The following is a 26,371-nucleotide window of genomic DNA, read 5'->3' on the forward strand; positions in this document are numbered from 1 at the left end:
TCACTGCTCAGCTGACGCTGTTATCGAACGTGAAACCTCTTCTCTGCTGGTCTTGTGAGCCGGCTCCCTGTTCAGCGCCCGGGAGATCGCCTGGCCCAGCGTGCTGACATGAGGCGCCCGGACAAGGGTCTCGTGGGTACCGGGAAGCGCTGTCACGCTCACCGGCGTCTCAAGCAACTCACTCCACCCCAGCAGCGGATCGTTGCGCTCCTCCCCGCTGGCGGTAAACAGCGTCACCGAGAGCGGAGCGGGTGGGCTGACATAGGCACCGATTGCGATATTGGTCGCATAGGCCACCGCTAGATGGCTGCGTAACAAGTTGGCATCGACGTCCTGCGGCAGCTCCTCCGGAAGCAGGCTATGTGCCATGCAGAGTGTCAGCATTTCATCGATGGCATCCGTGCTGGCCAGCTCGGTGAGTTGCTGGAATACCTCGGGTTCGAGCTGCTCGGGTAGCCAGCTCATCAGGAATTGACCTTCGCTCAGTGCCTCCTGCGCTTGCTGATCAAGACGCGCGGAGGTGTCGATGATGCCGAGGAACTCCAGCTGTTCACCGCTGGATTGCAGCTGGCGGGCCATTTCATAAGCGATCAGACCACCGGCAGACCAGCCGCCGATCCGGTAAGGCCCTTTCGGTTGCACCTGGCGAATCGCCGCCAGGTAACGCGCAGCCATGGCCGGTACCTCAAACAGCGGCGTTTCTCCAGCCGCCAGACCACTGGCGGCCAAGCCGTAGAGCGGCACCTGTGGGTCGATTGCAGCGGCCAGATCACGCACGTATTGCACTTCGCCGCCCAGCGGGTGGACCAGGAACAGCGGCTTTTGCGAGCCTGTGCGCCGGACCGGGACCAGATTGCTGTGCTGACCAGGACGTGCCTGGCCGTCCAGTGTTCTGGCAAAACCTGCAATGGTCGGCTCGATGAACAGATCGCGGACGGCGATTGGTTTGCCGAGAACCTTGCGCAAGCGCGAGGCCATCTGCACCGCCATCAGCGAAATACCGCCCAGCTTGAAGAAGTCGTCATGGCGACTGACGTTGTCCAGCTTGAGCAGCTCCTTCCAGAGGTTGGCGAGGGCAATCTCGGTGTCGCCTTCGGGCGCTTCGTAAGGGAGGGCCTCAGGCTGTTCCTCCTCGACCGTCGCAGCGACAGCCACGGTATGAGCCGAACGTGGCAATGCTGGCGTGTTATCCAGCACCTGACCGATCGACTGCTGTGCGTCGGTCACCATATTCTCCAGGACCCTGGTAAACAGCTGCGTAATGGCCTGTACGGTCGTTATGTCGAACAAGTCGCTGGCGTATTGCAGGCCACCGATCAGGCTTTCGCCGGTATCTGCCAGCGACAACGAAAGGTCGAACTGAGTGGTGATATGGGTGCTGTCCAGCGACTCTACTTGCAGGTCGGGTAGTTGCAGCAGCGAAGGTGGTGTGTTGTCCAGGCTCAGCATCACCTGGAACAACGGACTGTGGCTCATGCTGCGGGTCGGCTGCAAGGCACTGACCACTTGCTCGAACGGCAAGTCCTGATGACTGTAGGCAGCCAGCGTCAGGTCCTTGATCCGGCCGAACATGTCGCTCAGACGCGTCTCTCGGCCGGTTGCCACACGCAATGCCAGTGTATTGGCGAAGAAGCCGATCATCGGCTCCAGCTCCGGACGCTGACGGTTGGCGACAGGTGTACCGACCACCACATCATTCTGGCCACTCAGGTGACTCATGAGCACCGACCAGCCCGCCAGCAGGACCATGAACAGCGTGCTGCCCTGAGCCTGGCTGAAGGCGCGCAAGTCAGCACTCAGTTCTGGCGAGAGCATAAATTCGACGAGCCCGCCGGTGTAACTCTGGATGGCCGGACGCGGACGGTCCAGTGGCAGGCTTAACAAGCCTGGCGCGCCTTCCAGGTGCTTGCGCCAGAAGTCGATCTGGGCTTGCAGCGCAGGTCCGTCGAGGGAATGCCGCTGCCAGGCGGCGTAATCCACGTATTGAAGTGGCAGCGCTGGCAGCGGGTCCTTCTGGCCTTGACTGAAGGCGCTGTAAAGCACGCTCACTTCCTGGGCCAGAACACTGTTGGACCAGCCGTCAGAGACGATGTGATGCAGCGTAATCAGCAGCACATGCTCGGCATCCGTCACTTGCAGCAGATGCCCGCGCAGCATAGGCCCCTGAGTCAGGTCGAACAGTTGCGTGGCATTTTCCTGACCCAGGCGGGTCAGGGTCGCCGTGCGTTCATCACTGGAAAGGCCGCGCAGATCCTGGTGCAACAGTGGAAAGCGGGTATCGGCCGGGGCGATCTTCTGCACCGGTTCACCGTCAACCAACTCAAAGCGCGTGCGCAGGGTTTCGTGGCGTGCAACCAGACGATCAAGCGTCGCCTGCAAGGCAGCCGTGTCCAGTGTCCCTGTCAGGCGCAAGGCCATCGGCAGGTGATAGGCCGCACCGGCAGCATGATCCAGGTGATCGAGGAACCACAGGCGTTGCTGAGAGAAGGACAATGGCAGGCGGCCCGAGCGGTTGGCCTTGGGAATCGATTGCGCTTCACTTGGCGCCGCGGCGTTGACCAATGAGGCCAGGCCACGCACGGTCGGTGCGTCGAACAGTTCACGCAAGGTGATGCGTGTACCGAGCTTGCGTCGCAGTCGCGACAGCAATTGCACCGCGAGCAACGAATGGCCGCCCAGTTCAAGGAAGCCGTCGTTGCGCCCGACCTGATCCAGATTCAGCAGGGCTTTCCATATCTCGGCGATGGCCTCTTCGGTTTCACCTTGCGGTGCCTCGTAAGCCTTGCTGGCCAACGCATCCTGACCGGGGGCCGGCAGCGCCCGGCGGTCGAGCTTGCCATTCGAGGTCAGCGGCAGGGCGTCCAGATGGACGAAAGCGCTGGGCACCATGTACTCAGGCAGATGCTTGAGCAGCTCGCTACGCAAGTGCTCGGCCGCCACCGATTCGCCACAGACATAGGCAACCAGGCGCTGGCTTTCCGAATCACCCTGGCTGTCGTTGCGGGCAATCACCACCACCTCGCGGATGCCTGGTACGGCCAGCAGAACGTTTTCGATTTCACCCAGCTCGATACGGAAACCGCGAACCTTCACCTGGAAGTCGTTGCGGCCCATGTATTCCAGCGTGCCGTCAGCCAGCCAGCGACCCAGGTCGCCGGTTTTGTAAAGGCGGGCGTTGGCAATACTGGAGAACCGGTCAACGATGAAACGTTCGGCACTCAGCTCGTCACGGTTGAGGTAGCCACGGGCCACACCGCTACCGCCGATATGAATTTCCCCGGCGACGCCCAGTGGTGCTGGTTCGCCGCGCGCATCCAGAACATGCACCTGGACGTTGGCAATAGGCCGGCCGATGCTGGGTTTTTCACCCAGGTCGCGGATCAGATCAATGGTCGCGTCCACGGTGCATTCGGTCGGGCCATACATGTTGTAGAAGCGGATGGTCTGGCAGTTACGCAGCTTTTCCCAGGTGCTGGCGTTGATCGCCTCGCCACCCAACAGCACGCTGATCGGCTGGTAACTGCTGCGTTCCAGCAAACCGGCCGAGAGCAAGGTGTCGAGCTGCGACGGTGTTGAGTCGAAGGCATGAACTTGATGGGCTTCCAGGAAGTCCAGCAGTTCGCTGCCGTTGGCACGAATAAGTTGCGGGATGATCACCAGCGTGTGGCCGGAGAACAGTTGCGAGATGCCTTTGATCGACATGTCGAAGAAGAACCCGGCGTTGAGCGCCACGGTGGCCGGTGTCGGGCAATGCTGGTGGGTCGTGCGGGTCAGCACGTTCCAGAAGTTGAACACCGAACGGTGCTCGACCATGACACCTTTCGACTGGCCGGTGGAGCCTGACGTGTAGATCACGTAGGCCAGGTTTTCCGCCGTCAGGCCGTCTACCAACGGATTGGCGTCGAACGCCTGATCATCCGCCGCCCGCAGCGACTCAGCACTGTCCAGCAGCATCAGCGGTGTGTCGCCGACCGGCAGACTGAGCGCGCTCTGGGTCAGCAACGCACGCGGCTGGCTGTCCTGCAGCATGAAGGCCATGCGGTCAGTCGGGTGGGCAGGGTCAATCGGCACGTAGGCAGCACCGGATTTGAGCACGCCCAGCAGGCCGACAATCATGTCCAGACTGCGTTCGGCGCAGATGGCCACGCGCTCGTCCGGCTGCACACCGAGTTGCAGCAGCTGTCGGGCCACGTGGTTGGCGCGGCGGTTGAGCTGGCGATAGCTCAATTGGCGGTCTTCGTAGACCAGCGCTACAGCCTCGGGATTGCAGCGGACCTGGTGTTCGAACAAGGCATGGATCGGCACTGCCGGAGCGAATTCACGGGCGGTGTCGTTGAAGTTATTGAGCAGCAGTTGCCGCTCGTCCTCCGGGACCACTTCCAGGCTGCTTGCCAGGCGTTCCGGATCCTGCTCAAGGGCGTTGACCAGCTCGGCAACCGCCTGACCAAGGTAGGCGGCAATCCGCTGCGGGTCGATGCCATTGATAGACTGCGCTGTCAGCGAGAACCCATTGGCCTCATTGGCTACGGCAATCTCGATCGGGTAGTTGGTACGGGTTTCGGAGCCCAGGAAATGAATACCTTCCTGCTCCTCACTCATGTCCTCGATGTTTTCCCCGGCAGTGTTCACCAGATCACCGTGACGGCAGTTGAGGATCACTGTGAACATCGGCAGCGATGCATCCACTGCGCTGCAGCGCTGCGCCAGGGCCAGAGGCGCCTGTTCGTGAGTCAGCAGGCCGCTGAGCTGTTGGTAGGCATCCTGAACGATATCGCGCACGCTGTTTTGTTGCAGGCGAATACGCATCGGCAAGGTATTGATGAACATCCCCAGCGCATGGTTGGCGCCAGAGGTGCCTTGGGAGCGTCCGGAAAGCACGGTGCCGAAAATCCCGTCGTCGCGGCCGCTGGTGGCGGCCACCACCAAACCCCATGCCGCGTGGAACAGCACGGAAGTTGGTACGCCCTGGGCCCTTGCGGTGCTGTGGACCCGCGCGCTGAGGTCGTCGCTCAGATCCTGCACCGAACGCAGGATTGCTGCATCGCCGCCACGCACATCGAGCACGCCGTAGGGCGCAGTGGTGGTGTCGACATCCCCCAGCAGTTGACGGAAGTAGGCTTCATGTTCGGCCTGGGAAACGCATGCGGCCTGGGCGATGAAGTTGCGGTACGGCTGGGATGGCGGCAGGGCGTCGGCGCGTCCGTCCATCACAGCATGGATCTCGCCCATGATCAGGCGCAGGGTGACGTTGTCGCTGATAAGGTGATGGTCCAGCAACGCCATCAGCCACTTTTCCTGCCGGGTATCGTAAGTGATGTACACGGCTATCAGCGGTGCCTGTTGCAGGTCCAGGCGCATATGGTAGGTATTGGTGCGTTCACGCAGCATCTGCAAGGCGTCTTCACCGGGCGCGGCGTCGAGCTGAATGACTGGCAACGGTGCCTGGCGATGGACCACCTGTACCGGTTGCGGCAGACCTTGCCAGCGCAGGGAGCTGCGCATGATGTCGTGGCGGTTGATCACCACTTGCAGCGCGCCAAGGAATTTGTCGAGCAACGCACGGCTGTCGAAGGTCGCTATGGTGCGCATCAGGTAGGCATCGCCTTCTGACTGCAGCAGGTGGTGAAACAGGATGCCTTCCTGCAACGACGACAGTGGGTAGATATCCTGAACATTGGCGACGCCGCCTGGCACATCGGCAACGATATGCTCCAGTTCCTGCTGGGTCAGTTTCACCAACGGCAGCATGTCCGGGGTCAACGCGGTGCAATCGACGGGAATCAGGTTCGCCGGGGCGACCCGTTCCGCCGCAGTGCCGCCCGCCAGGACCGCGGCCATGGCTTGCAGGGTTGGCGCCGAGAACACCGTGCTCACATCCAGTACCAGGCCGATCTGACGCAAGCGTTCTATCAGGTTAATGACGAGGAAGGAGTGACCACCCAGTTCGAAGAAGTGATCCTGGCGACCGACACGTTCAACCCCGAGCAATTCCTGCCAGGCAGCGGCCAGGGTCGTTTCGATAGCGCCTAGCGGTGCATGGTAGTCACGACTGACCGTGGCGAACTGGTCCGGCGCGGGCAGGGCGGCACGGTCCAGCTTGCCGTTGGTGGTCAACGGCAAGCTTTCAAGGGTCACAAAGGCACTGGGCAGCATGTGTTCGGCCAGCACGCTGGCCAGCTGGCTGCGCAGGAGCGCTGAATCGGGCGCGGTGCCTTCCTCGGCAATCAGGTAGGCGACCAGGCGTTTGTCGCCGGGGCGATCCTCACGCATGATGACCATCGCTTCACGGACATCGGGGCAGGCGAGCAATTGCGACTCGATCTCGCCCAACTCGATACGAAAGCCGCGAATCTTGATTTGCGAGTCATTACGGCCGACGTAGACCACGCCGCCGTCGCTGCGGTAGTGCGCAACGTCGCCGGTACGATAGAGCCGTGCGCCGCTTTGCAACGCATAGGGGTCGGCAATAAAACGCTCGGCATTCAGCTCCGTGCGGTTCAGGTAATGCCGGGCAACCCCGGCACCGCCGATGTAAATCTCGCCATTGACACCCACCGGCACCGGCTGCTGATAGTCGTCGAGGATACGCAGGCACAGGTCATCAAGTGCCGGTCCGATCAGACTTGGCATGGCAGTGTCGATTTCCGCCTGGCTGATCGGGTAGTAGGTGGCATGCACGGTGATTTCCGTGATCCCGTACATGTTCACCAGACGGGTACGCGACAGCGGTGTACGTGCGGTCCAGGGCTGCAGGCTGCGGAAATCCAAGGCCTCACCCCCGAACACCACTTCACGCAGCGCATGCTCGCGCGGGCTGCGTTCGCGGGCCTGGATGAACTGGCGGAAAGCGCTTGGCGTCTGGTTCAGAACGGTGACCTGCTGCTCGCAGACCAGCGCATAGAAGTCATCCGGCGAACGCGCCACCTCACTCGGGACGATGACCAGTTTGCCGCCGTAACACAGCGCGCCCCAGATTTCCCAGACCGAGAAGTCGAAGGCAAAGGAGTGGAACAGCGTCCAGACATCCCCATGCCCGAAGTTGAATTGTCCGGCGGTGGCGTCGAACAGGCGTGCCACGTTGCCGTGCTCCACCAGTACACCTTTAGGCAGGCCTGTAGACCCTGAGGTGTAAATGACATAAGCCAGGTGCTCGCGGGACAGCCCCAGAGCAGCAGGCTCAGGGTTGCAGTCCAGCGATTCATCCGCCAAATCAGAACTGTCGTTATCCGCGCCGAGGGTCAGTACCGGCACATTGTGTGCCGGCAGCACGTCGAGGCAGGCCGACTGGGCCAGCAACGCCACCGGCGCGCTGTCCGTCAGCAGGTAGCCGAGACGCTCGCTGGGGTATGTCGGGTCCAGCGGTACGTAGGCCGCACCGGCCTTGAGCACGGCCAGCACCGCGCAGACCATCTGTGTGCCACGCTCGGCAAGGATCGCCACCCGGTCATCGGGACGCACGCCTTGGGCGAGCAGTTCATGGGCCAGACGGTTGGCTCGACGATTGAGCGCCTGGTAACTCACCTCATGCCCGCCAAAGACCAGCGCGATGTTCTGCGGATGGGCGGCGGCGAACTGCTCGAAGCGCTGATGCACCATCAGACCCGACGCGAATACCGCCTTGGGCTGCAATAGCGCAGGCGAGGCCAGGCGTTGCGCAGGGCTGAGCAACGGCAGGCCGAGCACAGGTTGCGCGACATCCTCGACCATCGCCTCCAGCAGGGTATGGAAATGCTCGGCAAAGCGCTCGACGGTCGTGTGGTCGAACAGGTCGCTGGCGTACTCGATCATCCCGGTCAGCGTGCCGTTTTCGCTACCCAAAATCAGCATCAGGTCGAACTGCGCGGTTTCATGGGCTTGCAACATCGGATGCAGGCTAAGGCCCGGCAGGCTCAACTCGCCACCGACGCTGGTGTTATCCAGCGACAGGGCGACCTGGTACAGCGGGTTATGGCTCATGGAGCGTGGCGGCTGCAAGGCCTCGATCACTTGCTCGAACGGAATGTCCTGATGCTCATGGGCCGCCAGAATGGTCTGGCGGACCTGTTGCAGCAATTGCGCCACGCTCGGGTTTTGCGCCAGATCAACGCGCAGGGCCAGGGTGTTGACGAAGAAGCCGATCAGGTTCTCGGTTTCGGTGCGCCCACGGTTCGCGGTGGGCACGCCGATCACCACATCGCGTTCATTGCTTAGACGCGCCATAAGTACCGACCAGGCGCTAAGCAGCCCCATGAACAGGGTGACGTTGTGGGTCTGGCAGAAGCGTTCCAGACGCTGATATTGCGCTGAATCGATCTTGAACGGCACGTTGCCACCGCGATAGCTTTGCACCGCCGGACGTGGTCGGTCGGTGGGCAGCGACAGCAGCGTCGGTGCACCACCCAGGTGCTCACGCCAGAAACCGGCTTGCTCTGCCAGGCGCTCACCCGTAAAGGTGCGGCGTTGCCAGGCGGCGTAGTCAGCGTACTGAATCGACAGGGCCGGCAGCGGGTCTGGCTGATGCTGACTGAAAGCCTGGTAGAGGGCGGCAAATTCGTTGACCAGCACACCCACCGACCAACCGTCGGAGATGATGTGGTGCTGAGTGATCAACAGCATGTGCTCGTCATCCGCCAAACGCAGCAGACACCCGCGAATCAGCGGGCCCTGGCACAGGTCAAACGGTGCAGCGGCCTCGCTGTCGGCGATACGTGAAGCGCTGAGGCTGGCCTGTTCATAAGGCTGCGAGCGCAAGTCCTGCTCCGCCAGGGCGAAACCACTGTCCGCCGCAGCGATGACCTGCATCGGCTGTTCGCCGTGCAACTCGAACGTGGTGCGCAAGCTTTCGTGACGCGCGACCAGACGGTCGAGCGCAGCCTTGAGCGCGCTGTGATCAAGCTCGCCGCGCAGCAGCAGCGACATCGGCATGTGGTAAGCGCTGCTGGCACCAGGGTCGAGCCTGTCGAGGAACCACAGGCGTTGCTGGGAAAAGGACAGTGCCAACGGCGCGTTACGCTCGATGGGTTCGATACTGTCGGTGTCGACCGCTTGCAGACCGTCGACCACCTTCGCCAGTTCGGCAACGGTCGGGTGACTGAACAGCTGGCGCAGCGCCATGTCGCCGTTCAACTGCTGGCGCACCCTGGAAACCAGTTGCGCAGCCAGCAGCGAGTGGCCGCCAAGCTCAAAGAAGCCGTCATGGCGGCCAACTCGTTCGAGGCTCAGCAGTTCCTGGAATATTTCTGCGAGGGCCTGTTCGGTGGCGCCCTCCGGCGCAACGTAGATTCGCTCGGACATGGCGTTCAGGTCCGGTGCCGGCAGTGCTTTCTGGTCGACCTTGCCATTGAGCGTCAGCGGCAAGGTATCCAGGCGCATGAACACACCCGGAACCATGTATTCCGCCAAACCGGCACTCAATTGCGCACGCAGATCCTCTGGATCAGGTGCTTCAACGCCCGCATGCACGGTGTAATAGGCGACCAGACGGGTGTCACCCGGGCTGGCCTCGTGCGCCACCACCACGGAGTTGCGCACGCCGTCGCACAGGTGCAGGACACTTTCGATTTCGCCAAGCTCGACGCGGAAGCCGCGGACCTTCACCTGACCATCGTTACGCGCGATGTATTCAAGGTTACCGTCCGGCAACCAGCGCGCCAGGTCGCCGGTGCGATAGAGCCGCGCACTGTCCTGCGGGCTGAACGGGTCGTCGCTGAAACGTTCGGCGGTCAGTTCCGGGCGGTTCAGGTAGCCGAGTGCAACGCCAGTACCACCGATGTAGATCTCGCCAACCACACCCATCGGCACCGGCTCGCGCCGGGCGTCAAGCACATAGACCCGCACGTTGGCGTTGGGCTTGCCGATCGGCAGGCTCAGGGTGTCAGGCAGTACATCGAAGATTTCGTAGCTGGTGGCACAAGTGGTGCCTTCGGTCGGGCCATAACCGTTGAACAGGCGTACCTGAGCGGAGTGTTCACGGACCCGACGGAACGAGGCCGGATCAGCCCGCTCGCCACCACACATGATCATGCGCAAGCCTGCCAGCGCCTCTGGAATCAACCCGGCATACAGGTTGAACAAAGCGGTCGAGCTGATCATGGCTGTCACTTTGTGGCGTTTGAGCACGGCAGCAAAGGCCACCGGCTCGAGCAGCACATGTGACTCGATAATCACCGACTGGCCGCCATTGAGCAATGCACCCCAGATTTCCGGAGTACTGGCGTCGAATGCCGGGTTGGACGAAAACGCTACACGGTCCTCGGCCGAGAAGTCGTAGTAACCGTTGTCCTGGACCAGCCGCACAATACCGTTGTGGGTCACGATCACGCCTTTGGGCAGACCGGTGGAGCCGGAGGTGTAGATGATGCACGCAGGGGTCTCGCCTGCAACCTCATCTGCAAGCACGACTGGCGCCTGGTTCAGCGCTGCCAGCTCCAGGGTGTCCAGATCCAGTCTTGGCGTCATGTCAGGTGCCGTCAGGTCGCTACGGCTCAGCAGCATGATGGCTTCACTGTCCTCAAGCATGAAGCGCAGGCGTTCTTCAGGGGCCAGGCGATCCAGCGCCAGATACGCCGCGCCGCATTTCAGGGTGGCCAGCATGCTGGCCAGCAATTCCACCGAACGATCCAGCAGGATCGCCACCCGGGTTCCAGGCCCCACACCGTGCTGACGCAGCTGCTGAGCCAGGGCGTTGGCGTGGCTGTCGAGTTCGGCATAGGTCAGCGTTTGCTCGCCCTGGCAGACTGCAATTGCCTGCGGTGCAGCCTCGGCATGAGCCTCGAACAAGCGATGCATCAGTTGACCGAGCGGGTAGGCGCGCTCGGTGGCATTGATATCCTTCAGCAGGTACTCACGCTCCGCAGTGTCGAGCAACGGCACCTGCTCCAGCACTTGCTGATCATCGGCCACCATGGCCTCCAGCAAACGCAGGAAGTAGCCGCGGTAACGGCGCATGGTGCTTTCGTCGAACAGCGCAGTGGCGTATTCCAGCGTGCCGATCAGTTGCCCGTCCACCTCGCCGATGTCCAGCGTCAGATCGAATTTTGCCGTATCACCGGCCACTGCGACGCTTTGCAGCGTCATGTCGCCGAGCACCAGAGCGGTGTCCTCGTTGTTTTGCCATGACAGCATCGCCTGGAAAATCGGACTGTGAGACAGACTGCGTTGTGGTCGAACCACTTCAACCACTTGTTCGAATGGCAGGTCCTGGTTTGCCTGGGCAGCCAGAGTCCGCTGTTTGACTTGCTGCAGCAGCGCTTCGACGCTCGGGGCACCCGATAGGTCGACCCGTACCGCGAGGGTGTTGACGAAGAACCCGATCAGGTTCTCCACCTCGGCGCTCATACGGTTGGCCACCGGCGTACCGATCACCACGTCATCCTGACCGGACAGACGTGCCAACAGCGCGGCCCAGGCAGCCATGACCGTCATGAACAGGCTGCTGCCATATCGTTGGCTCAACGCCTTGAGGCCATGGGTCAATTGTGTATCGAGCACCAGTTCCAGCGTCTGCCCGCTGTAGTCCTGTTGCGCCGGACGTGGCCGATCGGTCGGCAGGGTCAGCAAGGCTGGCGCACCTGCCAGGGCCTGCTGCCAGTACTGACGCTGCTGTTGCAGCACGTCGCCACTCAACCATTCACGCTGCCACAGTGCGTAGTCGGCGTATTGCACCGGCAAGGCCGGCAGCGGATCCTCCGCGCCCTGACTAAAGGCTGCGTAGAGCGCGCCCAGCTCGAGGTTCAACACCCCGGTTGACCAGCCATCGGAGACGATGTGGTGCATGGTCACCAGCAACACGTGGTCATCATCGGCCATGCGCACCAGACGCCCGCGCACCAGAGGTCCATTGACGAGGTCGAAGTGCTCGCCGGCCTCTTGTGCAGCGATGGCAAGCAGCTTTTCTTCGGCATCGGTCTGCCCGGCCAGTACCTGCAGTTGCAGTTCGAAACCTGTATCAGCGGCAGAGATGCGCTGTTCCGCAGGCTGCCCCTGCTCTTGTACAAAAGTGGTACGCAGCGCCTCATGGCGGGCCACGATACGATCCAGCGCGCGTTGCAGCGACGCCTGATCAAGGCTGCCGCGCAGGCGCAGTCCCACCGGAATATGGTAAGCGGCGCTGCCACCTTCCAATTGCGCGAGGAACCATAGGCGCTGTTGGGCAAACGACAGCGGTAGCGCACCCGAACGTTGCACAGGCGTGATCGCCAGGCGGGCGTTGCTCTGCGTATTGCCCAGCCGCTCGGCGAACTGCTGCAGCACCGGTGCCGCGAAAAACGCTGATGGTGAAACCTCCAGATTCAATTGCTGACGGACCTGAGCCAGCACGCGCATGACCAGCAATGAATGACCGCCGAGCGCGAAAAAGTCATCATGCCGACCGACTTGTGCGACGCCCAGCACATCGGCCCAGATTGCGGCGATTGCCGTCTCCAGCGGACCGTCGGCTGCCTCGAAATCATGCTGATCGAAAGCTTCGGCATCCGGCTCGGGCAACGCTTTGCGATCCAGCTTGCCATTGGCGCTCAGCGGCAATGCGGCCATGCGCACGAACGCCGCCGGGACCATGTATTCCGGCAGGTTGAGTTGCAGTTGCTGGCGCAGCGCGCGTGGCGTAAGGGCAGGGGCGGCAGGTTCGCGGGTGGCATATTCCACAAAATACGCGATCAGTTTCGGCGTGCCGCTGCTGTCCTCGCGAATCACGACCAGGCTTTCGCGCACGCCCGCGACCTCGGCCAGACGTGCTTCGATTTCGCCCAGCTCCAGACGCAGCCCGCGCAGCTTGGCCTGTGAATCGTTGCGGCCGAGGAATTCGATATTGCCATCAGCCCGGTAGCGCGCCATATCGCCGCTGCGGTACAGCCGTTCGCCCTTGACAAAGGCACTGTCCATGAAGCGTTCGGCGGTGAGTTGCGGCAAATTCAGATAGCCGCGAGCAATACCTGCGCCACCGATATACAGCTCGCCCGCAACACCCGGTGGAACCGGTTGGCCAAGCTCATCGAGCAGATAAATCCGCGTGTTGGCCAGTGCCCGGCCAATCGGCAAGACCCCGTCGACCTGGCTGTTTGCCTCGAACTCGAAACAGGTGCTGTCGATGCTGGCTTCAGTGACACCGTAGGCTTGGACGATCTGCACGTGATTGCCACAGAGTTTGCGCAGTTGCCGGGCGCTGTGCGCGGTCCAGATATCCGAACCACAGACCACGGTGCGCATGAACGACAGGTCGTGACCCGTCTCTTCCACCCAGCCCAGCAACGAGTTGAGCACTGCAGGTACGAAATCCCCAAAACCTATCGACGCCTCACGCAGCAGACGGTAAAGCGCAGGCGGGTCCATCAGGGTCTCACGTGGGCACAGCACCAGTGTGCCGCCGAAACCCAGGGAGCGGATCAGGTCGGCGCTGAACACATCGAAGGAAAACCCTGCCATCTGCAAGTGATTGAGTGGCGCGTGTAACGGATACAATTGCTTCCACGCCGCGCTGACGGCGACCAATCCGCGATGCTCGACCATTACGCCTTTCGGCACGCCGGTGGAGCCCGAGGTGTAGATCACATACGCCAGATTGTTTGCGCCGAGGGTTTCCACATCCGGGTTGTCGTCACGCTCGGAGAAGGTATCGCGTTGATCGTCATCGAGTAGCACCAGCGGCACGTCAAGCGTCGGCAGACGCTCCTGCACATCACGCTGGGTCAGCAGTGCCGACGGCGTACTGTCTTCGATCATGTAGGCCAGACGTTCGGCCGGGTAAGCCGGGTCCAGTGGCACATAGGCAGCACCGGCCTTGAGTACACCGAGTACGCCGATCAGCATTTCCACGCCGCGTTCGACGCAGATCGCCACTCGATCATCCGGGCTGATCCCCAGGCCGATGAGATGATGCGCCAGACGGTTGGCTTGGCGGTTCAACTCCACATAACTCAAGCGCTGCGCCCCGCAGGCCACGGCGATGGCGTCGGGCTGCGCCTGAACCCTTTCTTCGAACAGCTGATGAATCGTGCAGTCCTGCGGGTAGGGCGCCTCGGTTGCGTTGAGGCCCGCCAGCAGATGTTCACGTTCGTCGACACCCAGCAAGGTTACGTGCTCCAGCACCTGTTGGTCGTCGGCGACCATGGCCTCCAGCACACGCTGGAAGTAGCCCAGATACCGCCGCATGGTGCTCTCGTCGAACAACGCTGTGGCGTACTCCAGTGTGCCGACCAGTTGCTCATCCACCTCGGCCATGTCCAGCGTCAGGTCGAATTGAGCGGTATCAGCGGCCAATTCAATGCTTTTCAGGGTCATGTCGCCGAGCGTCAGATCAGACGCCTCGTTGTGCTCCCACGACAACATGGCCTGGAAAATCGGGCTGTGGGACAGGCTGCGTAGCGGATTGATGACTTCCACGACCTGTTCGAACGGCAAGTCCTGATGCGCCTGTGCATCGAGAGTCTGCCGTTTGACCCGCGCCAGCAGAGTCTCTGCGGTAGGCTTGTCACTGAGGTCAACACGGATCGCCAGGGTGTTGACGAACAGGCCCACCAGCCCTTCGACTTCACTGCGTGTACGGTTGGCCACTGGTGTACCAATGACCACATCGTCCTGACCCGCCAAGCGCCCCAGCAGCCCGGCCCACGCGGCCATGACCGTCATGAACAGGGTGCTGCCGTGACGTTGGCTCAATGCCTTGAGGCGCTGGGTAAGGTCTTTGTCGAAAACGATGGGCAGTGCTGCGCCGGCATAGTCCTGCAGCGCCGGACGCGCACGATCGGTGGGCAACATCAACAGCGCCGGAGCGTCTGCCAGGGTTTTCTGCCAGAAGCTGCTTTGCTGTTGCAGCAGATCGCCGCTCAGCAAGTGACGTTGCCACACGGCGTAGTCCAGGTATTGCAGCTCCAGCGGTGCAAGCGGGTCGTCCTGGCCCTGACTGAATGCTGCATAGAGAGCAGACAATTCGCGGGTCAGCACATCAACCGACCAGCCATCGGAAACGATATGGTGCATGGTCAGCAACAGGACGTGATGGTCCTCGGCCATGCGAATCAGGCGGCCACGAATCAGCGGGCCCTGTTGCAAGTCGAAGCTTTGCAGCGACTCTTCGCTGGCCAGCGCCTGAAGTTGTTCCTCGGCATCCGCCAGCCCTTGCAGGTCGTGCAGTTGCAGGTTGAAAGCGGCATCCGCCGGGCTGATGCGTTGTACCGGCTGTCCGTCATCACCCTGAATGAATGTGGTGCGTAAGCCTTCGTGGCGTGCAACCAGGCTCTCCAGCGCCCGTTGCATTGCCTTGAGGTCCAGTTTGCCATGCAGGCTCAGACCGGCAGGTATGTGGTAGGCCGCGCTGGCGCCTTCCATCTGAGCGAGGAACCACAGACGTTGCTGGCCGAATGACAATGGCCACGCCTGATCGCGTGCCACCGGCACGATGTCCGGCAAGTTGCTGCGCCCGGCCTGAGAGATGGCTACGGCCAGGGTGCTCAGTTCAGGATGTGCGAACAGCGCAGCCAGACCCAGTTCGACGCCCAATTGATGGCGTACCTGAGAAATCAGACGCATCGCCAGCAAGGAGTGGCCGCCCAGTTCAAAGAACTGATCATGACGGCCCACTTGTTCCAGATCGAGCAGGTTTTGCCAGATCTGCGCCAGCGCAATCTCGGTTTCACCTTGCGGCTCCACGTGTTCGCGGCTGGCAAAGGCATCGGCTTCCGGAGCCGGCAAGGCGTTGCGATCCAGCTTGCGGTTCGGCGTCAACGGCAAGGCGTCGAGGATCACGAATGCGCTCGGCAGCATGTACTCGGCCAGTTGCGGTGCCAGTTCGGCACGCAGTTCAGCGGTTGTAAGCTGGCTTTGCGGCTGGGCAACCACATAGGCCACCAGGCGTTTGTCTCCCGGGTTATCTTCCCGAGCGACCACTACCGCCTCCTTGACCCCGGCGCAATTGCCCAGACAGGCTTCGACTTCCCCAAGCTCGATACGGAAACCGCGCACTTTGACCTGGAAGTCGTTACGGCCGAGGTATTCAATACGGCCGTCAGCCATGTAGCGCGCCAGGTCACCGGTTTTGTACATCCGGGCATCAGGGCTGTTGCTGAACGGATCCGCCAGGAAGCGTTCGGCGTTGACCTCTTCAAGGTTCAGGTAGCCGCGTGCCACGCCGTCGCCACCGATGAAAATCTCACCGGCCACGCCGTATGGCACTGGCTGCTGCTGAGCATCAAGCAGGTAGATACGGGTGTTGGCCATCGGCTTGCCAATGGTCGCATTGCCGCTGCCTTCGCTGCCAGCCGCAGCGTCATGACTTACATAGGCGGCGGTGCAGGAAACGGTGGCCTCGGTCGGACCATAGGTGTTGATCAGGCGAGTGTGCGCCGGGCGCACCTCATCCCAGAGCTTGAGTTTCTGTGCCGATAATGCGTCGCCGGTGACGTTGATAAGGCGCACCTCAGCCAGGCGTTGTTCAGCAGCCTGCGGTTGGTTGTGCCACTCAGCCACCAGCGTATGCCAATGCGCGGCGGTCAAGTGCAGGACGGTTGGGTAGATGCCGTGATTTTCAATGCCCTCACTGCCGAAGATCTCGCGGCTCGGCGCCAGGGTGGCACCGGCCAGGAGTGCCGGGAAAATCTCCTCTACCGAGAGGTCGAAGTTAAGGGTGTTTTGTTGCAGCACAGTGTCGGTTGGGGACAGATCAAACAGGCGTGCAGCATCGACGCTGTAGTTGACCAGGCCACGGTGTTCAATCATCACGCCCTTCGGATTGCCCGTGGAACCCGAGGTGTAGATCACATAGGCCAGGTTGCGCACACCGAGGGCTTGCACCACCGGGTTGTCGTCACGCTCGGTAAACGTGCTGCGCTGATCATCGTCGAGCAGCACCAGCGGCAAGCTCAGAGTCGGCAGATATTCCTGCAAGTGACGCTGTGTCAGCAGCGCCGACGGCGTACTGTCTTCGATCATGTAGGCCAGGCGCTCGGCCGGGTAGGCGGGGTCCAGTGGCACGTAAGCCGCTCCGGCCTTGAGCACACCCAGCAGGCCGATCATCATTTCCACGCCGCGGTCGACGCAGATCGCCACTCGATCATCCGGACCGATGCCCAGGCCGATCAGGTGGTGAGCCAGACGGTTGGCCTGACGGTTCAACTCGGCATAGCTCAAGCGCTGCGCCTGGAAAGCCACGGCGATGGCGTCAGGTTGCGCCTGTACCTGTGCTTCAAACAGGTGCTGAATGCACAGGTCCGTCGGGTAGTCCTGGCGGGTCTGGTTGAAGGTCTCCAACAGCCGGTTGCGCTCGGAGGCGGGCAGAACATCCAGCTGCGTAACGGCCATCTGCGGTGTATGCGCCAGCGCGTCGGTCAATTGCTCCAGTGCACACTGCATCATGGCGCACAGGCGTTGTGGGTCCGCGGGCTGCACACCGTGTATCACCAGGCTGAGCTCACTACCGTAATCGTCGACCGACAAGCACAGCGGGTAGTTGGTGCGTTCGGCGCTGTCGAGCAGGCGCATGCCAGGCCATTGCAACTGGCTGTCCTTGCCCTGATGCCGGTAGTTGAGCAGGCTGGAGAACAACGGCACCGCCGTGGCCACGCTACTGCAACGCTGAGCCAGGGCCAATGATGCCTGCTCGTGGCTCAGTAACTCGCTGAGATCACGATGGGTGGCCATGAGCAGTTCCTGGACACCTTGTGTGGCCAGTTGCACGCGAACCGGCAGGGTGTTCATGAACATGCCCATGGCCCGCTCGGCACCGACCGTACCTTGCAGACGACCGGTCACAACGGTGCCGAACACCACATCATCGCGGCCGGTACAGCGGGCCAGCACCTGAGCCCAGGCGACATGGAACAGCACAGCCGGGGACATGCCGCGTTCCCGCGTCTGAGTGCGGATACGTACGCAAAGGTCACTGTTCAATGCCAGCTCGGCTTCTTCAACGTCATTGCCGTCGCCCTGAACTTCCAGCAGTTCGAACGGAGCGGTGGGTGAATCAACATCAGCCAGGCGGCGGGTGAAGTAGGCTTCGTGGGCACTTGAAGGGCTGGCGAGGGCCTGTGCGACAAACTCCCGATAAGGCTGCGGTGGCAGCAGGTCTGCGCTCTGGCCTTGCATCAGCAGGCGAATTTCTTCGAGTATGAGCTCTAGAGTGACGTGGTCGCTGACCATGTGGTGGTCAAGCAGCGCCAGTAGCCAACGATCCGAGTTGGGGTCGCCAGCAATGTAGGCCAGTAGCAGCGGGGCCTGTCGCAGGTCCAGGCTCAGACGATTGGGATCAGTGAGACGATCCACCTGGCTGAGTGCGTCTTCGTCCGGCGTCAGCGTGAGGGTATGTACCGCGAATTGCGCCTGGCGGTGCACCACTTGCACCGCTTGTGGCAGGCCGATCCAATGTACCGAACTGCGCAGGACATCATGGCGGTCGATAACCGTTTGCAGGCCCTCAAGAAAGGCGTCAAGACGCGCACGGCTGTCGAACTCGATCGTCGAGCGCATCAGGTAGGCGTCGCGTTCACGATTCAGCAGGTAATGAAACAGGATGCCTTCTTGAAGCGGTGCCAGCGGATAGATGTCCTGGATATTGGCGGCTCCACCCGGAACGGCCGAGGTAATCAGTTCAATCTCATCAACGCTTAGCTCCACCAGCGGCAACATGTCTGGCGTTAATTGCGTGCAGTCGGCCGGGATGCGGTTAGCCGGTGCCTGGAACAGGGCTTGTTTATCCTGACTGATAGCCAAGGCCATTTCACGCACGCTGGGCGCAGTGAATACAGTCTTTACGTTGAGATTCAGGCCGTGCTTGCGCAGACGCTCGATCAGAGAGACGGCCAGCAGTGAGTGGCCACCCAGTTCGAAGAAATGGTCGTGACGGCTTACCTGCTCAATGCCCAGCAGTTCTTGCCAGATAGCCGCGATCTGCTCTTCGGTTTCGCCTTGCGGGGCTTCATAGCCACGGCTGATCAGTGCATCGGCTTGCGGGGCTGGCAAGGCGTTGCGATCCAGCTTGCGGTTCGGCGTCAACGGCAATGCGTCGAGGATCACGAACGCGCTCGGCAGCATGTACTCGGCCAGTTGCGGTGCCAGTTCGGCACGCAGTTCAGCGGTTGTAAGCTGGCTTTGCGGCTGGGCAACCACATAGGCCACCAGGCGTTTGTCTCCCGGATTATCTTCCCGAGCGACCACCACCGCCTCCTTGACCCCGGCGCAATTGCCCAGACGAGCTTCGATTTCCCCAAGTTCGATACGGAAACCACGCACCTTGACCTGGAAGTCGTTACGGCCCAGGTATTCAATACGGCCGTCGGCCATGTAGCGTGCCAGGTCGCCGGTCTTGTACATCCTGGCGTCAGGGCTGTTGCTGAACGGATCCGCCAGGAAACGCTCGGCATTAACCTCTTCAAGGTTAAGGTAGCCGCGTGCCACGCCGTCGCCACCGATGAAAATCTCACCGGCCACGCCGTATGGCACTGGCTGCTGCTGAGCATCAAGCAGGTAGATACGGGTGTTGGCCATCGGCTTGCCAATGGTCGCGTTGCCGCTGCCTTCGCTGCCGGCCACGGCGTCATGACTGACGTAGGCGGCGGTGCAGGAAACGGTGGCCTCGGTCGGACCGTAGGTGTTGATCAGGCGAGTGTGCGCCGGGCGCATCTCGTCCCAGAGCTTGAGCTTCTGCGCCGACAGTGCGTCACCCGTGACGTTGATCAAGCGCACATGCTGCAGACGTTGCTCAGCGACCTGCGGGTGGTTGTGCCATTCGGCCACCAGCGTATGCCAGTGCGCAGCGGTCAGGTGCAGGACGGTGAGTTGAATGCCGTGAGTTTCAGTGCCTTCGCTGCCGAAGATATCGCTGCTTGGCGCCAGAGTGGCACCAGCCAGCAAGGCCGGGAAGATTTCCTCCACCGACAGGTCGAAGTTCAGGGTGTTCTGTTGCAGCACGGTGTCGGTTGGGGACAGAGCAAAAAGCCGCGCGGCATCGACGCTGTAGTTGACCAGGCCACGGTGTTCGATCATCACGCCCTTCGGATTGCCAGTGGAGCCCGAGGTGTAAATCACATACGCCAGGTTGCGCGCACCGAGGGCTTGCACCACCGGGTTGTCGTCACGCTCGGTAAAGGTGCTGCGCTGATCATCGTCGAGCAACACCAGTGGCAAGGTCAGAGTCGGCAGATATTCCTGCAAGTGGCTCTGTGTCAGCAACGCCGACGGCGTGCTGTCTTCGATCATGTAGGCCAGGCGCTCGGCCGGGTAGGCCGGGTCCAGTGGCACGTAAGCCGCTCCGGCCTTGAGCACACCGAGCAGGCCGACCATCATTTCCACGCCGCGCTCGACGCAGATCGCCACCCGATTATCCGGGCCGATGCCCAGGCCAATCAGATGATGCGCCAGACGGTTGGCCTGACGGTTCAATTCGGCATAGCTCACGCGCTGCGCCTGGAAAGCCACGGCGATGGCATCAGGTCGGGTGCGTACCTGCGCTTCAAACAGCTGCTGAATGCACAGGTCCGTCGGGTAGTCCTGGCGGGTCTGGTTAAAGGTCTCCAACAGCCGATTGCGCTCGGCGGCGGGCAGCACATCCAGCTGCGTAACGGCCATCTGCGGTGTATGCGCCAGCGCGTTAGTCAATTGCTCCAGCGCACACTGCATCATGGCGCACAGACGTTGCGGGTCCGCGGGCTGCACGCTGTGTATCAACAGGCCGAGGTCACTGCCGTAATCGTTAACCGACAAGCACAGCGGGTAGTTGGTGCGCTCAGAGCTGTCGAGCAAGCGCATGCCCGGCCATTGCAACTGGCTGTCCTTGCCCTGATGCCGGTAGTTGAGCAGGCTGGAGAACAACGGCACTGCCGTGGCCACGCTACTGCAACGCTGGGCGAGGGCCAATGATGCCTGCTCGTGGCTCAGTAATTCGCTGAGATCACGGTGGGTGGCCATGACCAGTTCCTGGGCGCCTTGCGTGGCCAGTTGCACGCGAACCGGAAGGGTGTTCATGAACATGCCCATGGCCCGCTCGGCGCCGAACGTACCTTGCAGGCGGCCGGTGACCACGGTGCCGAACACCACATCATCGCGACCGGTACAACGCGCCAGCACCTGAGCCCAGGCAACATGGAACAGAACCGCCGGGGACATGCCGCGCTCCCGGGCCTGAGTGCGGATACGTGCGCAGAGGTCACTGCTCAATGCCAGTTCGGCCTCTTCAACGTCATTGCCGTCGCCCTGAACTTCCAGCAGTTCGAACGGAGCGGTGGGTGAATCAACATCAGCCAGACGGCGCGTGAAGTAGGCTTCGTGGGCACTTGAAGGGCTGGCGAGGGTCTGTGCAACAAACTCCCGATAAGGCTGCGGTGGCAGCAGGTCTTCGCTCTGACCTCGCATCAATAGGCGAATTTCTTCGACTATGAGTTCCAGGGTGGTGTGGTCGCTGATCATATGGTGATCAATCAGCGCCAGTAGCCAACGATCCGAGTGTGGGTCGCCAGCAATGTAGGCCGATAGCAGCGGTGCCTGTCTCAGGTCCAGGCGCAGACGACCTGGATCAGTGAGACGATCCACCTGACTGAGCGCGTCTTCATCCGGCGTCAGCGTGAGTGTGTGTACCGGCAATTGTGCCTGGCGATGCACCACTTGTACCGCTTGCGGCAGGCCGGTCCAATGCACCGAACTGCGCAGGACATCATGACGGTCGATAACCGTTTGCAGCCCCTCAAGAAAGGCGTCAAGACGCGCACGGCTGTCGAACTCGATCGTCGAGCGCACCAGGTAGGCGTCGCGTTCATGATTCAGCAGGTAATGGAACAGGATGCCTTCTTGAAGCGGTACCAGCGGGTAAATGTCCTGGACATTGCCGGCTCCACCCGGAACGGCGGAGGTGATCAGTTCAATCTCATCAACGCTTAGCTCCACCAGCGGCAACATGTCTGGCGTCAATTGCGTGCAGTCGGTCGGGATGCGGTTAGCCGGTGCCTGGAACAGGGCTTGTTTGTCCTGGCTGATAGCCAAGGCCATTTCGCGCACGCTGGGCGCAGTGAATACAGTGTTTACGCTGAGACTCAGGCCCTGCTTGCGCAGACGGTCGATCAGCGAGACGGCCAGCAGTGAGTGGCCGCCCAGTTCGAAGAAATGGTCGTGACGGCCTACCTGCTCAATGCCCAGCAGGTCTTGCCAGATAGCCGCGATCTGCTCTTCGGTTTCGCCTTGCGGCACTTCGTAGCCACGACTGATCAGTGCATCACCGTCTGGTGCTGGCAGCGCCTTGCGATCCAGCTTGCCGTTCGGCGTCAGTGGCATTGAGTCGAGCAGCACATAGGCCATCGGGATCATGTAGGCCGGCAGTTGTTCCTGCAGCGAATCGCGCAAGCTGTCGATGTCTACCGAAGCATGCTCTGCTATCAGGGTGTAATAAGCTACCAAGCGTTTATCGCCCGGCACATCTTCACGAGCAGTGACCACCGCTTCGTGGACCGCCGGGTGTTTGGCCAGAGCGGCTTCGATTTCGCCGATCTCGATACGCAAGCCGCGGATCTTCACCTGGAAGTCATTACGGCCCAGGTATTCCAGCGCGCCGTTGGTCAGCCAGCGGCCCACGTCGCCGGTTTTGTACAGGCGGGCCTGCGGATCGCTGGAAAACGGGTCGGCGATGAAACGCTCGGCACTCAGTTCTGGCTGGTTCAAATAACCCCGCGCTACGCCGATGCCGCCAATGTGCAGTTCACCGGCCACGCCCAGTGGTTGCAGCTGGCCCAGGGCATCCAGCACGTGCATCTGAATGTTGGCAATCGGACGGCCAATAGGCACGCTGTCGCCCGGATCCGTCGGGCGGCATTCCCAGGCAGTAACGTCGATGGCCGCTTCGGTCGGGCCATACAGGTTATGCAGTTCAACGCCCTTGAGCTGTTGTTCGAAGCGGCGCTGCAACGCACGAGGCAAGGCCTCGCCGCTGCACAGTACGCGGCGCAGTTGCGGGAAGTCGCGGGTTGAACGGTGCTCCAGAAATACATCGAGCATCGAGGGCACGAAGTGCAGCAGGGTAATGCCCGTGTCACTCATGACCTGCGCCAGATAGTCAGGGTCCTGATGGCCACCGGGACGGGCCATGACCAGTTCGGCACCGGCCAGCAGCGGTAGGAAAAACTCCCAGACCGACACGTCGAAGCCGAACGGGGTCTTTTGCAGTACCCGATCGTTGCTGTCCACGTGATAGGCGTCGCGCGCCCAGAGCAGTCGGTTGACCACACCCAGGTGTTCGTTCATTACGCCTTTGGGCGTGCCGGTGGAACCGGAAGTGTAAAGCACATAGGCCAGATGATTCGGTTGCAGGCCCAGGGCCTTGGCATCCGTGTTGCCGCTCGGCTGCTTAGCCAGTTGCGCGAGGTCATCGCGGTTATCGAGCACCAGCACCGGAACGCTTAGGGCTGGCAGATCTGCAAGCAGATCGCTGCTGGTCAGCACTGCCTGCGGCGAGCTGTCCTCAAGCATATAGGCCTGACGCGCGCTCGGCAGGTCCGGGTCAATCGGTACATAGGCGCCACCGGCCTTGAGAATACCCAACAGCGCCACGACCATTTCCGGTCCGCGACGCAGGCTGACTGCAACTCGCGTATCCGGCTCCACGCCCAGTTCGATCAGGCGATGGGCGAGCTGGTTGGCCTGTTGGTTGAGTTCGGCGTAAGTGAGCAGCGGTCCGCTGTCGCCGCGTACGGCGCAAGTACCCGGACGCTGGGCGGCCTGTTGCTCGATCAGTTGGTGAATCAACACATCGCGAGGATAAGGGTGGGCAGTGTCATTGAAGCCCGCCAGCAACAGCTCGCGCTCATCGTCCGGCAGTATCGACAGGCTGTTCAACGCGGCATGCGGGGTGTGTTCCAGTGCTTCCACCAGGCTGTGCAGTGCAACCTGCATGTACTCGCCGATGCGCTGAGCATTGATTTGCTGGACGGCCTGAATAGTGAGCGTGAAAGCATCGCCCAGGTCATCGACGTTCAGGGTCAACGGGTAGTTGGTATTGTCTTCGGTGCCGAAAGACTCGATCCCTTCCCAGGCGGCGGCAGCTTGTGCCGAAACATCGCCCACGACACTGTGCCGGTAGTTGAGCAATGCACTGAATAGCGGCGTCGGTGCGGCCACGCCGCTGCAGCGCTGGGCGAGCACCAGCGGAGCATGCTCATGCCCCAGCAAGGATGTCAGCCGCTCGTGGGTCGCCTTCAATCCCTCGGCCACTGTCGTCGCGTCGATATCGACGCGCAGCGGCAAGGTATTGATAAACATGCCCAACGCACGGTCGGCACCGTCGCCGGCCTGCATACGGCCCAGCAGTACCGTGCCGAACACCACTTTTTCACAGGCCGAGACATTGCCCAGCACCCGCGCCCAGGCCAGGTGCATCAGGCTCGCGACGCTGACGCCTGCCTGTCGAGCCTGAGCCCGCAAACGCAGGCTCAGCTCGGCGGCCAGGGGCACGCTGGCCTCTTTGAGGTCACGGCCGCCGTCCTGCACATCCTGCACACCGAATGGCAGGGTCGGCTCGACGATGTCGCCGAGCATCTCGCGGAAGAACGCTTGGTGCTGAGCATCACGGCCCCCCAGGCGAGCCTGGGCGACATAGTTGCGATACGGCACCGTCTCAGCCAACGCATCGCCCTGACCGAGCAGGTGCGCCTGAATTTCATGCAGGACCACGGACAGGGAAGTGGCGTCGCTGACCAGGTGATGGGACAGCAGCATCGCCAGCCAGCGGTCGTTGACCGGGTCATGGCTATAGACAATGCGCATCAATGGCGCGTTACGCACATCAAGGCGGTAATGCCGAGGGTCGAAGCGCTGGTGCAATTGCTCGTCAACCGGGCCGTCTGCAGGGTCGAGGAACAACTCGGTGACTTGCAGTTCAGCCTGGCGCAGCACCACTTGCACCGGTTCATCGAGATCTTCCCACAGCACCGCGGTGCGCAGGATATCGTGGCGGTTGATCACGCCTTGCAAAGCGCCGCTGAAAGCGTCCAGCCGCGCCCGGTCAGATAAGCCGAACAGTGCTTTCAGGGTATAGGGGTCGCCCTGTTCGGCACTGATATGGTGGTAAAGAATCCCCGCCTGCAACGGTGCCAGCGGGTATATGTCCTGCACATTGGCAGCACCGCCGGGCACATCTTTCACCACGCGGTCGATCTGCGCCTGAGTAAGGCTGATCAGCGGCAGCAAGTCAGGGGTGATGTGTTCGCAACGTTCGGGAATCAGGTTGGCCGGCACCACGACGTCCGTGCCGCCATCGACTGCTGCGGCAAGCGCCGCCACGGTCGGCTGGCCGAACAGCACATGCACATCGGCACTCAGACCGACATCGCGCATTTGCTGAATCAATTTCACCGCCAGCAGCGAGTGGCCGCCCAGTTCGAAGAAGTGATCATGACGACCCACCTGTTCAACCTTGAGCACGTCGGCCCAGATCGACGCCAGCAGCGTTTCCACTTCGCCTTGCGGCGCTTCGTAACCGCGGCTGATCAGCGATTGCGCATCCGGAGCAGGTAGTGCCTTGCGATCCAGCTTGCCGTTGGGCGTCAAGGGCAGGCTGTCCAGCTGCACAAAAGCGCTGGGAACCATGTATTCGGGCAGGTGTTCAAGCAACTCTTTGCGCAGGTTTTCGGCGGGTGCCGGTTCGCCACACAGGTAGGCCACCAGACGCTTGCTGTCAGGTTGTGTCGGGTCGTCTGCACGGGCAACCACTACCACTTCACGCACACCGGCGCACAAGGCCAGAGCGGCCTCGATTTCGCCGATCTCGATACGCAAGCCGCGGATCTTCACCTGGAAGTCATTACGGCCCAGGTATTCCAGCGCGCCATTGGCCAGCCAGCGACCCACGTCGCCGGTTTTGTACAGGCGGGCCTGCGGGTCGCTGGAAAACGGGTCAGCGACGAAACGCTCGGCACTCAATTCTGGCTGGTTCAGGTAACCCCTGGCCACGCCAATGCCGCCAATGTGCAGCTCACCGGCAACGCCCAGTGGTTGCAAGTGACCTGACGCATCCAGCACGTGCATTTGAATATTGGCAATCGGACGGCCGATGGGCACGCTTTCGCCCGGATCCGTCGGGCGGCATTCCCACGCAGTAACGTCGATGGCCGCTTCGGTCGGGCCATACAGGTTGTGCAGTTCAACACCCTTGAGCTGTTGCTCGAAGCGGCGCTGCAACGCGCGAGGCAAGGCCTCGCCGCTGCACAGTACGCGGCGCAGTTGCGGGAAGTCGCGGGTTGAACGGTGTCCCAGAAATACGTCGAGCATTGAAGGCACAAAGTGCAGCAGGGTAATGCCCGTGTCACTCATGACCTGCGCCAGATAGTCAGGGTCCTGATGGCCACCGGGACGGGCCATGACCAGTTCGGCGCCGGCGAGCAGCGGCAGGAAAAACTCCCAGACCGACACGTCGAAGCCGAACGGGGTC

Annotated in this window: 1 protein-coding gene and 1 pseudogene (1 of these 2 running past the window's edge); both read right to left on the minus strand. The window is 61.7% G+C overall.

The window, feature by feature from the left end; all coding sequences use genetic code 11:
• Complete coding sequence (locus RYC17_RS26815; RefSeq protein WP_410478442.1) at positions 1–9,042, minus strand: amino acid adenylation domain-containing protein; 9,042 nt, start codon at positions 9,040–9,042, stop codon at positions 1–3.
• A pseudogene (syrE, locus tag RYC17_RS00225) lies at positions 9,034–26,371 on the minus strand (syringomycin E biosynthesis non-ribosomal peptide synthetase SyrE) (its annotated part continues 2,123 nt past the right edge of the window); the annotation flags it as partial. The gene RYC17_RS26815 and the pseudogene syrE, both read right to left, overlap by 9 nt.

This window comes from Pseudomonas syringae group sp. J248-6 (assembly GCF_032586995.1).
Taxonomy (GTDB): domain Bacteria; phylum Pseudomonadota; class Gammaproteobacteria; order Pseudomonadales; family Pseudomonadaceae; genus Aquipseudomonas; species Aquipseudomonas amygdali.